This is a genomic window from Azonexus hydrophilus (assembly GCF_001956855.1).
Lineage (GTDB): Bacteria > Pseudomonadota > Gammaproteobacteria > Burkholderiales > Rhodocyclaceae > Azonexus > Azonexus hydrophilus_A.
Genome location: NZ_MTHD01000002.1, coordinates 295,490 through 308,877, shown reverse-complemented (window position 1 = coordinate 308,877; position 13,388 = coordinate 295,490). Strand labels below are relative to the sequence as shown.

Genomic DNA, 13,388 nt, shown 5'->3' with positions numbered 1-13,388 from the left:
GTCAGCCGATCACCCCGACGACATTCAGGAAGATGATCACGATCGCCACCGGCGAGAGATAGCGGACGACGTTGTACCACAGCACGAAGACCCGGCTGCCCATGCGGATTTCGTCGAACACGTGGGCGCGTTTCATCGTCCAGCCGGCAAACAGCGCGATCAGCAGGCCGGCCAGCGGCATCATGATCTTGGTCGTCAGCGTGTCGAGGAAATCGAACAGGCCCAGGCCGAACAGCGTGAAGCCGCTCCAGTCGTTGAACGACAGCGCGACCGCGATGCCGAGCAGCCAGACGCCGCTGCACAGCACGACGACAGCCTGCTTGCGGCCCATGTCGAAACGCTCGTTGAGCAGCGAAACGCCCGGTTCAAGCAGCGAGATCGCCGAGGTCCAGGCAGCAAAAACGACCAGCACGAAGAACAGCAGGCCGACGGCATGGCCGCCCGGCATCTGCGAGAAGGCCAGCGGCAGCGTCTGCAGGATCAGGCCGGGACCGGCCGCCGGCTCGAGGCCTTGGGCGAAAACGATGGAGAAGATGGCGAGGCCGGCGAGCAGTGCGACCAGCGTATCGGCGCCGGCGATGGCCAGGCCGGTGCGCGGGATCGAAACGTCGCGCTCAAGGTAGGAGCCGTAGGTGATGATCGCGCCCATGCCCAGGCTGAGCGTGAAGAAGGCGTGGCCCATGGCGGCGAAGAGGACGCTACGGTTGATCGCTGACGGGTCGAAATGGAACAGGAAGCGCCAGGCCGCTGGCAGGTCGGCTGCCACCGCGCCGTAACCGACGAGGAAGACGAGGATGCCGAACAGCGCCGGCATCATGATCTTGTTGGCGCGCTCGATGCCGCCGGTGACGCCGCCGAGCACGACCAGTGCCGACATCGCCATGAACACGGTGTGCCAGAAAATCAGCCGGCCCGGGCTGGCGAGCAGCGCGCCGAAGGCCTCGGCGAAGGCTTCCTTGGGCAGTGCCTTGAAGCCTTCGGCAGCCTGCCAGGTGTAGTCAAGCACCCAGCCGGCGACGACGCTGTAGAACGACAGGATGAGGAAGGCGCCGACGATGCCGATGTAGCCGATCACCTGCCACAGCCGGGTGGCGCCGGCTTCGTCGGCGAGCACGCGCATGCTGCCGACCGGGCTGCCCTGGCCGCGCCGGCCGAGCATGCTTTCAGCCATCAGCAACGGCACGCCGATGCCGAGGATGCAGCACAGGTAAACCAGCACGAAGGCGCTGCCGCCGTTGCTGCCGGTCATGTAGGGGAATTTCCAGATATTGCCGAGGCCGACCGCCGAACCGACGGTGACCAGGAAAAATGCCCAGCGGCCCGACCAGTGGGCGCGCGCCGTTTGCGCTTGTTCAGACATCCTGCTCTCCCTGTACTTGATTGCCGGAGCAACCCGGTCTTTTCGGAAAAGTCCGCGATTCTACGCCGCCGGTTGAGGCGCCGTAGCTAGGGATTTCACCTAGGGCAGGAGTCGCCGCCGGGACAAATCGGTTAACATCGCGCTCGCTTGCCGCCAATTGCCGATTGCCATGACTGACCAGCTCAACCTCTTCGATCCGAACAACCCGACCGCCGCCGAAGCCGGCGATGCCCAACAGCCGCCGCTGCCGCCCGCCGCCAGCGGCCCGGCCGACGACATTCCCTCGCCCGCCGACTACGCCGCTCGCCGCTACCTAGAGTACGCGATGAGCGTGGTCACCGGCCGCGCGCTGCCGTCGAATGCCGACGGCCAGAAGCCGGTACAGCGCCGCATCCTCTACGCCATGCACCGGATGGGGCTGTACAAGAGCCCGAAGCACGTCAAATCGGCGCGCGTCGTCGGTGACGTCATTGGTAAATATCACCCGCACGGCGACTCCTCGGTATACGACGCGATGGTACGCATGGCGCAGGACTGGAGCCTGCGCTACCCGGTGGTCGACGGCCAGGGCAACTTCGGCTCGCGCGATGGCGACAACGCCGCCGCCATGCGTTACACGGAAACCCGGCTGACGCCGATCGCCGAACTGCTGCTGGCTGAACTCGACGAAGGCACCGTCGACTGGAAACCGAACTACGACGGCGTCAATGACGAACCCTGCCTGCTCCCGGCCCGCCTGCCCTTCGCGCTGCTCAACGGCGCCTCCGGCATCGCCGTCGGCATGGCCACCGAAATCCCGTCGCACAACCTGCGCGAAATCGCCAATGCTGCGGTCAACCTGATCCGCAACCCGGATTTCAGCGAAGACGAAGTCCTGGCGCTGGTGCCAGGCCCGGATTACCCGGGCGGCGCGCAGATCATCTCGACCGCCGAGGAAATCGCCGCAACCTACCGCAGCGGTCGCGGCAGCCTGCGCGTGCGCGCCAAGTGGAAGATCGAAAACCTGGCGCGCGGCCAGTGGCGGCTGGTCATCACCGAACTGCCACCGGGCGTATCCACCGCCACAGTGATGTCCGAGATCGAAGCCTGCTCCAACCCGGTGGCCAAGGAAAAGGCCGGCAAGAAAGTGTTCACGCCGGAACAGCTCAACCTCAAGGGCGCCTTCCTGTCGGCCATTGGCGAATCCGGCGTGCGCGACGAATCGGGCAAGGAACACGACGTGCGCCTGGTCATCGAACCAGCCAGCTCGCGCCAGGGTCAGGACGACCTGATCCGCCTGCTGCTCGCCCACACCAGCCTGGAAACCAACGCCTCGATCAACCTGACGGTGCTCGGCCTGAACGGCACGCCGCGCCAGGGCACGCTCTACGACATGATCGCGGAATGGTGCCGTTTCCGGCTGTCGACCGTGGAAAAACGCACGCGCCACCGGCTGGCCGCCGCCGAACGACGCATCCACATCCTCGAAGGCCGGCAGGCGATCCTGCTCGACATCGACAAGGTGATCAAAGTCATCCGCGAATCGGACGACCCCAAGGCCGACCTGATCGCCCACTTCAAGCTGTCCGACATCCAGGCCGAAGACATCCTGGAAATCCGCCTGCGCCAACTGGCAAGGCTGGAAGGCATCAAGATCGGCGAAGAACTGGCGAAACTGCGCGAAGAAGCCGCCGGCCTGAACAAGCTGCTCGATTCCGAAAGCGAACTGCGCGCCTGCGTCGCTGCCGAAATCGAAGCCGACGCGAAGAAATACGGCGACGACCGGCGGACGCTGATCGAAGCCGACGCCAAGGTGACGATGTCCGATGCCAAGAACGTCTCGATCCCGGACGAACCGACCACGCTGATCGTCTCGAAACACGGCTGGCTGCGCTCGCGCACCGGCCACAACGTCGACCCGACGCAACTGACGTTCCGCTCCGGCGACAGCCTGCTCGCCTGCCTGCCCTGCCGCACTGTCGATCAACTGATCCTGCTCGACACCAAGGGCCGCGCTTACTCGATCGCCGCCTCCGACATCCCCGGCGGCAAGGGCGACGGCGTACCGGCCACCTCGCTGGTCGATTTCCAGGACGGCGGCAAGACGGTGCTCGCCTGGCCAGTCTCCGCCGACAAGCTGTACCTGGTCGCCGGCGAAGGCGGCTACGGCTTCCGCGTCAAGGGCGAGGACTTCATCGCCCGTGGCAAGGCCGGCAAGGCCTTCCTGACGCTGGACGACGGCGAATCGCCGGCCATCTTCCAGCCTGCTCCGGCCGACGGCGAAATCGCGGTATTCACCAAGGACGGCCGCGCGCTGGTCTTCCCGCTCGAAGAAATCCGTCTGCTCGCCAAGGGCCGCGGCCTCAAGCTGATTGACGCGGCACCGGGCAAGACGGCGCTGGAAACCATCGAAGCCGTGGTCGACGGCGTCGCCGGCAAACTCAAGGGCGAACGCCTGGAAATCTGCCGGGGAAATCGTGGTGGCAAGGGCAAACCGGCAAAGGCACCACGCAAGTAAGCAGTCATTCCCGGATCACCAGGAAGACACTGACCGTCATTGCGAGCGCAGCGCGGCAATCCAGAAAAATGCCTGGATCGCCACGGGGCTCCGCCCCTCGCGATGACGATTAAACCGATCTGACCCTTGCGATGACGGTCAGCCAGCGCTTGCCAAGCTTTCTGCGGTCGACATCCCGTTTTTACCAAAAACCACCGGTCGACCGCAATACGCTAATCAAGCCGCAAGTCGTGCGTTAATTGGCGCTCCGCCAGGGCTTTCGCATGGACATGACGGGCGCGCAAGCGGGTGTCGGTGAGCAGCAGCCCCAGCGTTTCACCGATCACCATGATCACGCCGAGCACCGGCAGCACCAGCATCAGGCCGGGCACACCGGCAACGGCGCCGCCGACGAAGATCATCAGCACGGTCAGCAGCGGGTGCATTTTCAGGCTCTTGCCGACGGTCAGCGGCATGAAGACGAAGTCGTCGAGCAGGCGGACGAACAGGAAGAGCGCGATGGCGGCGTAGGCGACGCCCGGCTGGCCGGGAAAATCGGTGGCGGCTACCAGTACCACCAGCAGGCAGCCAATGATCGAGCCGATATACGGCACCCAGGCCAGCACGGCCGTTACCAGGCCCAGCGTCAGCGCGCCGGAAATGCCGATAGCCCAGAGTCCGGCGGCGAGGCAGACGGTATCGAGCAAGGTCAGTTGCAGCAAGCCGACAAAATACTGCCGCGCCGTGCGGTCGACTTCGTCCATGACGTACAGGCTGCGTTCGAAATAGGCATTGGGCACCGCGCGCAGCAGGAAGCGGCGAAAGCGCCAGCCGTCACGGAGCATGAAAAAAGCCAGGAAAGGCGCCAGCATCAGCGACGGCGACCAGGCCACGATGCCCATGGCCAGCCCCGGCAGGTATTTCTCGGCAAAATGCTCGAAAAAGCCGCCCAGTTGCAACTCAAGCATCTCGCGCGCCGACGACTGCGCGATGAAACCGAAGCGCTGTTCGAGATCGCTCATCGCGCCGGCGAGCAGACGGATGCCGCCGCCGAGATAACGCATTGCCGAATCCTGCCAGGCTATGGCTTCGCCGAAAAAGGCCGGAAAGGCAAGGACTGCACCGGCCAGGAAAACCCCGAAGGCGAGCAGGCTGACCCAGGCTGCGGCCCGGTCGTGCGAAACGCCGCGCAGCAGCAATTGCAGCTTGAGCGGCATCAGCACGTAATAGATGATCAGCGCCAGGATGAAGGGAACGACCAGCCAGAGGATTTTCTGGAACAGGAAAAGCACGACGCAGGTGGCGCCAATGTTCGCCGCCCAGACCAGCGGCCCCGCCCGGTACGGCAAGCCTGAGGCCGTCACGACAGGCTCTTGCCGATCGGTGACGCGGCAACCATCTGGCGCAATCGCCGGCCGATATGGCGCGCCAGTTGCAACGCGATGCGCGAGGCGATACGGGCATGGGATTCCATCAGGCGCTCGAAGTCGCTGCGCGACAGGACGATCAGGGTCACCGGCTCGAGCGCCCGGGCCTGTGCCGAGCGCGGGCTGTCGTCGAGCAGGCCGAGTTCGCCGAAGAAACTGCCAGGCGTCAGTTCGGCCAGTGGCGTTTCGAAACGTCCCGGCAGGCAGATGGCGACCTTGCCGCTGGCCACGACATAAAGCGCCTGGCCCTCCTCGCCTTCGTCGAAGATCACCTCGCCGGCGAGGAAACTGCGTTCCTGGACGAAGGCATCGACGATGCGCAACTCGCGCGCCCCAAGATCACGAAACAACTCGGTGCTGGCCAGTTGATGCCCATCCCCCGCCAGCTCATGCTTCCTGCCCAGCCATTTCATTTGCCGCCCCCGGAAAATCCTGATGGAATTCTAGCGCAGTCGGGCAAGCCACAAAAACAAAAAGCCGGAGCGCGAGCCCCGGCTTTTCTTGATGCTGATCCGGAAAGTGGATCAGGCAGCTTTCTTGGCAGCAGCCTTCGGGGCAGCAGCGGTGGTGGCCTTGATGGTTGCCTGGGTGGCAGCGCTCACGCTGGCTTCGGCAACTTCAGCAGCCTGCTTGGCAACCTTGTTCAGGCCGTCAAAGGCTTCGTTGGCAGACTTCATCGCGGTCTTGACGGCAGCGACGGCCACTTCGGAACCAGCCGGTGCGGAGGCCAGGGCCTTTTCGACCATGCCGGAAACCTTGGCATTGGTGTCAGCAACGTGGACTTCGACTTCCTTGGCGATCTTTTCCTTGGCGTCGGTCGCGATGGCGATGACGTTACGCGAGTATTCCATGCCCTTTTCGATCGACGGGGCAGCGATGCCCTTCTGCAGATCAACGAACGACTGGATGTCCTTGGCGCCGAGCAGGGCGTTCAGGTTGGAAGCGTAGGCTTCGAACAGCGAGCGCGAAGCGGCCAGGTTCAGAACAGCCAGACGCTCGATGCCATCGAAAGCGGTGTTGGCAAAAGACACGGCGAAGTTGAGGCCGGACTTGGTGAATTCTTCAGGTTTGATGGTCATGTCAATATCTCCAGAGGGTTGGGTAATCAGCACACCAGTCAAATGGTGCAGTGCAGCATGTACGTATTCTACACACCCGGAGAATCAGGTCAACACAATTTTGTGCAGTGCAACAATTTCTTCACATAACGAAACATTGCGCAACTCAGCGCGGCTCGTTGTCGAGAATTTCCGTGTCGTCCGGAGCGTAGGCCGGCGAACAGCAACAGAGTATCCGCAACGGCACCGGCCAGGTATTGTGCAGCGCATGCGGCGTCCCCGGCGGGATCAGGATGGTGTCGCCAACGGCGATCGGAAAACGCTGGTCGCCGAGGATCATCGTCCCCTGCCCGGCCGTGACGTGGTACAGCTCCTCGGTGACCCGGTGACAGTGCAGCAAGGTTCGCTGGCCGCTATACACTGTCGCCTCGGCGAGGCTCTGGGCCTTGTTGCCATGCTGCAGGGGATGCATCAGTTCACGGATCTCCGAGCCATCCTTGGCAGTGATCACGGGAACATCGTCGTAAGCGCTCAGGTTCTTGTTCATGGTGCCATCGGTCAAATAAGCCCCGAAACGGGCTTGGCCGAGCATCCTAGCAAATCGCTGTTTCATTGATCCACCAATATCGTGAAAATCCGTTCCACCCATCCCTGACAACCCGCCATGCCAGCCAAGCCGACCAAACCGTGGTTCCTGTATCTGCTCGAATGCACCAACGGGAGCATCTACACCGGGATCACGACCGACGTTCAGGCACGTTTCGAAGCCCACCGGTGCGGCAAGGGCGCACGCTACACGCGGGCCCATCCGCCGGTAGAATTACTGGCCTGGCAGAAGCACCCTGATCGCTCGGCCGCCGCCAGCGCCGAATGGCGGGTCAAGAAACTCTCGCCCGTACAAAAACGTCAACTTGCCCGGAGCCTCGCCATGCAGATCCAGTTCTCCCCGGCCATCCAGCTGCTTCATGAAACACGGCATGCCGTGCTGTGCACGCACTCGACCCAGTTGCCCGGTTTTCCCTATGGCACGGCGGTGCCGCTGGTGCTCGACGAGCGGCAACGGCCACTGCTGCTGATCAGCGCGCTGGCCGAGCACACCAAAAACCTGCTCGCCGACAACCGTGCCAGCCTGGCAGTCGTCGAGGCCGGCAAGGACAACGTGCAGGATGCCGCGCGCATCACGCTGGTCGGACGCTGCGAGAGATTCGCGGCGACGCCGGAACTGGTCGCCCGTTATCTCCGCTACCTGCCCGACGCCGGACAATATCTGCAGCTCGATTTCATGTTCTTCCGGCTGGTCCCGGAGCGCGCCCGTTTCATCGGCGGCATCGGCCGCATGGGCTGGCTGGAAGGTGCGGACTGGCAAACCGTGGCAGGACTGACAGCAGACGAGGAAGAACGCCTGCTGGAAGAATCGGCGCCGCTACTGCCAGCGCAGGTCCGCATCCTGGGCATCGATGCCTTCGGCGTCGATATCGAGCACGCCGGGCGGCGCAGTCGCCAGCAATTTGCCGAGGCCTGCACGTTCGATGAAATCAGGGAGGCGCTACCGGTGCTGCTCGCCACCCTCTGATTAATTTATCACCACAAGGAGTGAAGCGACGATGCAATGGATTGCCGCGCTACGCTCGCAATGACCAAACCAAATTAATCAGCGTCTCCCTATATCTTGAAGCGGCCGACGATTTCCTGCATGCGGTGAGCCGTCTGGTCCATGCTGCTGGCAGCCTGCGATGTCTCGTGGGCAATCGCACTGGCCTCCTCGGACTGGGTCGCAATCTGTTCGATCTTGACGGCAACATCGGTTGATGCGGTCGACTGCTCGCGCAAGCCATTATCGACTTCGCGCACCACCTCAGCCACCTGCTGGGCCATCTGCCGCAACTGCGCAATCGACTCACCTGCCTGCTGCGCCAGTTCGACACTGCTGTCGGCCAGTTCGACGCCTTGCGCCACGCCGCTCACGACATGCCCGGTTGATTGCTGGATGGCCGCAACCATGCTGCTGATTTCACCGGTCGATACTGCAGTCCGTTCGGCAAGCTTGCGCACCTCGTCTGCCACCACGGCAAAACCCCGACCGGTTTCACCGGCCCGGGCCGCTTCGATGGCAGCGTTGAGCGCCAGCAGGTTGGTCTGGTCGGCGATGTCGCGGATCACGGCTACGATGCTGGATATCTTTTCGGACTCCAGCTTCAGTTCCTGGATCTGGTTCGCCGCATTGCGTACGACGCCAGCGACCTGGTTGATCTGCCCGATCAGCGCACTGATCGACTGATTGCCCAGTTCGGCCTGTTCGTCGGACGCATTGGCAAGACGCGAGGCCTCGTTGGTATTGTCCGAAACGTGATTGATCGAAACCGTCAGTTCCTCGACATTGGCAGCAATCGCCGAAGCGGCACTGCTCTGCACCGAGGCTGACTGGTCGATCAGGCTGACCGCATGATTCAGCGACTTCGACGCTTCGAGTATCTGCTCGGCGCTGGTCAGGGTTTCGCCCATGGCGGAACGCAACGACTGCTGCATGTCCCCGACCGCACCGACCAGCTTGCCAACCTCGTCCTGCCCAACCCGGGGCAATTCACCCCGCAAATCACCAGTCGCGATGCGGCGGGCGGCAACAACCGCAGCATCCAGTTGATTGCCCATGCGACGGGCAATCAGATAAGACACGATCAGGGCCAGGACGATACCTGCCACCAGCGCCGAAACGCCACCGACGAAGGCCGTATTGACCTGGGCCCGGGCACTGGCCGACGCGTGATCGGCACCATCGCGGTTCAGCTTTGCCAGTTCATCCGTCCTGTCACGCAAGGCATTGGCGGTGGCAACCCACTCGGTCCGGCGCAACTGCTGCGCACCTTCTTCATCGCCGGCGGTCGCCAGGGCAATCGCCTTCTCGACAGCGGACTTGTAGCCACCAACTGCCTTCACGGCCTCCTGATAGATCTGCCGCTCCTGCTCCGAGCTGATCAGCTTCTCATAAGCCTTCAGCGCCTCCTGCAGTGACTCATCGAGCTTGCCGAGACTGCTGGCAATCTTGGCCTTTTCCTCGGCGCTTCCCGGCAACATGTATTCCAGACTGCGCACCCGATAACGCAAGCGCAACTGACTGATTTCTCCGACCGCCTGGACTGCTGGCAGCCAGTTGCCCGCAATTTCTTCCGTATTCTTGCCGACGGACTGGATCTGGGTGATGCAGATGATTACTGCGACTATCAATACCCCGCCACTGGCGAGAAAATTGATCAAAAGCTTGTAGCGCAGCGAAAGATTGTCGAACCAGCTCATGATTGCCCCCCAATTCATACAGCCGATAAAGATGTCAAAAATAATAATCCAAAAAATATCCTTATTGGCAATTAATTATTTATCAGGAAAACCCCAGCGATAGCTGTGAGAAAGGCTGATGCACCGCTTCCAGATCGACTCTCAGGGACATGCGAGACAACGGCTGGGTCATGGCCGAAAAATCATCCACGGGAAACACCGGATGATCGCCCAGCCAGAAAACTGCCTCGTCACGACTCAAAATCAGCGGCATTCGCTCGTTGACCGCAGCAAGCGTTTCATTGGCTGCAATCGTCAGGATTGCACAAGTCGTTCCCGCCAGAGGATGCCGATCAAACACACCGGCAAACAGGAAGGGCTTGCCCGCGACATCGGAACAGCGCGCCCATCGCCGGCTGCCGCTGGCATCGGTGCGCCATTCGAAAAAGGCCGTCGCCGGAATCAGGCAACGTTTTTCCTTGAGCAGGCGGCCGTAGAACGGCCTGGACTCCAGACCCTCGGCACGAAGACTGACCACCGGTACGCGCGGCGCCTGCTCGAGGAAACTCCCCACCAGACCCCAGCGGGCCAGTTCCCCGGAAAACCTGCCCGCGGTTCCGGTCACAACCGAAACATGCGCGGCCGGCTGGATCTCTTCCTGGCGGACGATCCTGCCCTGCAGGCAATGAAGCGCCGGGAAATGCCTGACCAGCATCCCCGCCGTTGCCTTGAGTTCATAGCAACCACACATGCCTGCTCCCCGACCAATATACTGTTATTTTATACAGTACATCGACAGCATACAAGCGAGACCTTGGTTAATCCGAGCTGGCCGTCATTACGAGCGAAGCGCGGCAAGCCCGCAGCGCCCTAGCGCTCCATTCTGCCTAAACCGCCCCCCATGCCGCCTCCGGGACCACCCCGTCCACCAGGGCGCCCGCCGGGCTGATCTCCGGATTCCTTGCCTGCGCTGGCACCAAGGCCGGAATAAAGCGCCGGCACAGTTGCCGCAAGCATTTCATCGGCAATTTTCTTCTGCCGATCGTCAAGCGCCTGATACAAGGCGCTGGCAGCGTCCAGAATATCTTCCATCGCCGACAGGCGATTGCGCACCACATCCGCCTTACCGGCAATCTGCTGCACAGCGGTCTGCCGGGCACGATACGACGGCAATTTCATCTGATCTGCCAGCAACGCGCCGACCTTCTCCTGGTAGCGGTCCCAGAATACGGTCTGTGCCGGATTCAAGCGCAAGGCTTCGCCCGTCAGGCGCAACTGCTCCTGGCCAAGTTCGGTCACCGAACCAACGCTCAGTCCCGTTTCCGGACCGCCCCGTCCCGCGCCTTCGCCCGGACCACCGCGCCCCATCGGCGCGCACGCGGCAGAACAAAGAACCGCAATCAATAAAGGAACAAACAGTTTTTTTGACATGACACCACCACAGGAAAGACGAAAAACGGATTTTCGCCCTACCTCGCGTCAAGCCATGTTAAGCCAAGGTAAATGTTTGCTCGTGCCGCGACGACACCTTGCTAGCAATCGTCGTCCACGTAGGCAGAACAGCGGCCGACCGGCGACAAACCAGCAACCTTGCCGAAGCTTGCCGTCTTGCGGGCAATCGACATCGCATCCTTGGCCAGAATGGGCGCCCCTCGATGAATATGGACCAGCACGCTGTTTCCCGAGCGCGAGCGCACCTGCGCCACCCAGTGATTACTAGCAATTTCCGTCTGATTCTGCGAACTCATGGAAGTCTCCCAACAGGAGGCGCAATTGTCGAACATAAAGGAATGACAGACTGTATGGGTACGTAACCGCAGGTTACGCTTGGGAAGTGCTCACTGATTCGTCGCTGCGAGAAGCCAATCCCGTCCCTCTGCGTTGCCACGCTGCGCTCTCAATGACGCCATGGTGAAGCAAGCAGGCAGCGCAGGAAAACAAAAAGCCCGATTTCTCGGGCCTTGATGTTTTCGATGGTGGGCGGTACTGGGATCGAACCAGTGACCCCTGCCGTGTGAAGGCAGTGCTCTACCCCTGAGCTAACCGCCCATCGAAGAAGGCGCGCATTTAACCATAACTCGCAGGGCAGGTCAAACGCCGGTCGGCTAGAATATCGGACTTCGTTCCACATAGATACCTGATTCCATGAAGCCAGTCCGTACCCGTTTTGCTCCCAGCCCCACCGGCTACCTGCACATCGGCGGTGCCCGCACCGCACTGTTCTCCTGGGCCTATGCCCGTCGCCACGGCGGCACCTTCGTGTTGCGCATCGAGGATACCGACGTCGCCCGGTCGACACCGGAGGCCGTGCAGGCAATCATCGACGGCATGAACTGGCTGGAACTGACGCACGACGAAGGCCCGTTCTACCAGATGCAGCGGATGGAGCGCTACAAGGAAGTGATCCAGCAGATGCTGGCCGCCGGCACCGCTTACCACTGCTACACGACGCGCGAAGAACTGGATGCGCTGCGTGCAGAGCAGGAAGCCAAGAAGGAAAAGCCGCGCTACGACGGTCGCTGGCGCCCCGAGGCAGGCAAGACGCTGCCGACGCCGCCGGCCGATGTGCCGCCGGTGATCCGCTTCAAGAACCCGAAGGATGGCGTCGTCGCCTGGGATGATGCGGTCAAGGGCCGCATCGAGATCGCCAATGCCGAACTCGACGACCTGATCATCGCCCGCGCCGACGGCACGCCGACCTACAATTTCTGCGTCTGCGTGGACGACTGGGACATGGGCATCACCCACGTCATCCGCGGCGACGACCACGTCAACAACACGCCGCGCCAGATCAACATCCTCGCCGCGCTGGGCGCCGAAGTGCCGATCTACGCCCACCTGTCGATGATCCTCGGCGACGACGGCGCCAAGCTCTCGAAGCGCCACGGCGCGGTGTCGGTGATGCAGTACGACGAAGACGGCTACCTGCCGGAAGCGGTCATCAACTACCTTGCCCGCCTCGGCTGGTCGCACGGTGACGATGAGGTCTTCTCGCGCCAGCAGTTCGTCGAATGGTTCGGCCTCGACCACATCACTGCTTCGGCCGCCCAGTTCAATACCGAAAAGCTGCAGTGGCTGAACCAGCATTACATGAAGCAGTTGCCGGCGGCCGAGCTGGCCGCCAAGGTCGCCCCGCGCCTCGCCGCGCGCGGTGTCGATGTGGCCGGAGGGCCGAGCCTGGAAAAAGCCGTCGCCCTGTACGTCGACCGCAGCAATACGCTCAACGTCCTGGCGGATGCCGTCGAGGTCTTCTACACGACGGTGACGCCGAATCCGGAACTGCTCGCCCAGCATCTGGCGGAAGAAGCCCGGCCGGCAATTGCCGATTTCGCCGCCGGCATCGCTACCGTGGACTGGGAGATCCCGGCCATCGCCGCGCTGATCAAGGAGACGGTCGGCAAGCATGGCCTGAAGATGCCCAAACTGGCAATGCCGCTGCGTGTTCTGCTGACCGGCCAGGCGCAGACCCCGTCGGTCGATGCGGTGATCGAACTGATCGGTCGCGAGGGTGTTCTGGCAGCCCTGAAAAAAAATCCCTGAAATTCGCGAAAGGCCCTTTACAAGGGGAAAGTCGATCCCTATAATGCGGCCTTCTTTCGAGCGGGGGTATAGCTCAGCTGGGAGAGCGCTTGCATGGCATGCAAGAGGTCCGCGGTTCGATCCCGCGTACCTCCACCAAGTGTTCGAAAGAAAAGGAAGTCCAGGGTCCCCATCGTCTAGAGGCCTAGGACACTACCCTTTCACGGTAGGTACCGGGGTTCGAATCCCCGTGGGGACGCCAAGAATTTGCAGTAAGC

The 13,388-nt window shown here is 62.2% G+C and carries 12 protein-coding genes and 3 tRNA genes; 5 read left to right on the top strand and 10 right to left on the bottom strand.

Going from position 1 to position 13,388, the window contains the following annotated elements; translation table 11 throughout:
• Position 1: 1 nt before the first annotated feature.
• Positions 2–1,360, bottom strand: a complete 1,359-nt coding sequence (locus BJN45_RS06020) for a sodium-dependent transporter (protein ID WP_076093085.1) — start codon at positions 1,358–1,360, stop codon at positions 2–4.
• 169 nt (positions 1,361–1,529) lie between these two features.
• On the opposite strand from BJN45_RS06020, the gene parC reads away from it, so the two are divergent.
• Positions 1,530–3,857, top strand: a complete 2,328-nt coding sequence (gene parC, locus BJN45_RS06015) for a DNA topoisomerase IV subunit A (RefSeq protein ID WP_076094142.1) — start codon at positions 1,530–1,532, stop codon at positions 3,855–3,857.
• A gap of 212 nt (positions 3,858–4,069) precedes the next feature.
• Here the strand turns inward: parC and BJN45_RS06010 are convergent, their stop codons facing one another.
• The 4 genes from BJN45_RS06010 to BJN45_RS05995 form a co-directional block, all read right to left on the bottom strand.
• Positions 4,070–5,200, bottom strand: a complete 1,131-nt coding sequence (locus tag BJN45_RS06010) for an AI-2E family transporter (protein WP_205750550.1) — start codon at positions 5,198–5,200, stop codon at positions 4,070–4,072.
• Positions 5,197–5,676, bottom strand: a complete 480-nt coding sequence (locus BJN45_RS06005; protein ID WP_076093083.1) for a cyclic nucleotide-binding domain-containing protein — start codon at positions 5,674–5,676, stop codon at positions 5,197–5,199. The genes BJN45_RS06010 and BJN45_RS06005 overlap by 4 nt, the downstream gene beginning before the upstream one ends.
• A gap of 111 nt (positions 5,677–5,787) precedes the next feature.
• On the bottom strand, positions 5,788–6,342 hold the full coding sequence (locus BJN45_RS06000) for a phasin family protein (protein ID WP_076093081.1): 555 nt from the start codon (positions 6,340–6,342) through the stop codon (positions 5,788–5,790).
• 145 nt (positions 6,343–6,487) lie between these two features.
• A complete protein-coding gene (locus BJN45_RS05995; RefSeq protein ID WP_076094139.1) occupies positions 6,488–6,868 on the bottom strand; it encodes a cupin domain-containing protein in 381 nt (126 codons plus the stop codon).
• A 117-nt stretch (positions 6,869–6,985) separates the two neighbouring features.
• On the opposite strand from BJN45_RS05995, the gene BJN45_RS05985 reads away from it, so the two are divergent.
• Positions 6,986–7,894 (top strand): GIY-YIG nuclease family protein, encoded by a 909-nt coding sequence (locus BJN45_RS05985; RefSeq protein ID WP_083650914.1) that lies wholly within the window; start codon positions 6,986–6,988, stop codon positions 7,892–7,894.
• A gap of 89 nt (positions 7,895–7,983) precedes the next feature.
• Here the strand turns inward: BJN45_RS05985 and BJN45_RS05980 are convergent, their stop codons facing one another.
• From BJN45_RS05980 to BJN45_RS05965, 5 genes are all read right to left on the bottom strand, one after another.
• Positions 7,984–9,612, bottom strand: coding sequence for a methyl-accepting chemotaxis protein (locus tag BJN45_RS05980; RefSeq protein WP_083650911.1), 1,629 nt, complete (start codon positions 9,610–9,612; stop codon positions 7,984–7,986).
• A gap of 82 nt (positions 9,613–9,694) precedes the next feature.
• Positions 9,695–10,342, bottom strand: a complete 648-nt coding sequence (locus BJN45_RS05975; RefSeq protein WP_076093079.1) for an SOS response-associated peptidase — start codon at positions 10,340–10,342, stop codon at positions 9,695–9,697.
• 119 nt (positions 10,343–10,461) lie between these two features.
• A complete protein-coding gene (locus BJN45_RS05970; protein WP_088179045.1) occupies positions 10,462–11,022 on the bottom strand; it encodes a Spy/CpxP family protein refolding chaperone in 561 nt (186 codons plus the stop codon).
• Between the two features lie 101 nt (positions 11,023–11,123).
• Positions 11,124–11,339 (bottom strand): hypothetical protein, encoded by a 216-nt coding sequence (locus BJN45_RS17615; protein ID WP_139326303.1) that lies wholly within the window; start codon positions 11,337–11,339, stop codon positions 11,124–11,126.
• Positions 11,340–11,565: 226 nt separating this feature from the next.
• Positions 11,566–11,640, bottom strand: a tRNA-Val gene (locus BJN45_RS05965).
• 96 nt (positions 11,641–11,736) lie between these two features.
• On the opposite strand from BJN45_RS05965, the gene gltX reads away from it, so the two are divergent.
• The 3 genes from gltX to BJN45_RS05950 all read left to right on the top strand — a co-directional run bounded on the left by gltX (position 11,737) and on the right by BJN45_RS05950 (position 13,372).
• Positions 11,737–13,131: a glutamate--tRNA ligase gene (gene gltX, locus BJN45_RS05960; RefSeq protein WP_076093077.1), complete on the top strand. Its 1,395-nt coding sequence runs from the start codon at positions 11,737–11,739 to the stop codon at positions 13,129–13,131.
• A 62-nt stretch (positions 13,132–13,193) separates the two neighbouring features.
• Positions 13,194–13,269 (top strand) — tRNA-Ala (locus BJN45_RS05955).
• Positions 13,270–13,296: 27 nt separating this feature from the next.
• A tRNA-Glu gene (locus tag BJN45_RS05950) sits at positions 13,297–13,372 on the top strand.
• Positions 13,373–13,388 lie beyond the last annotated feature (16 nt).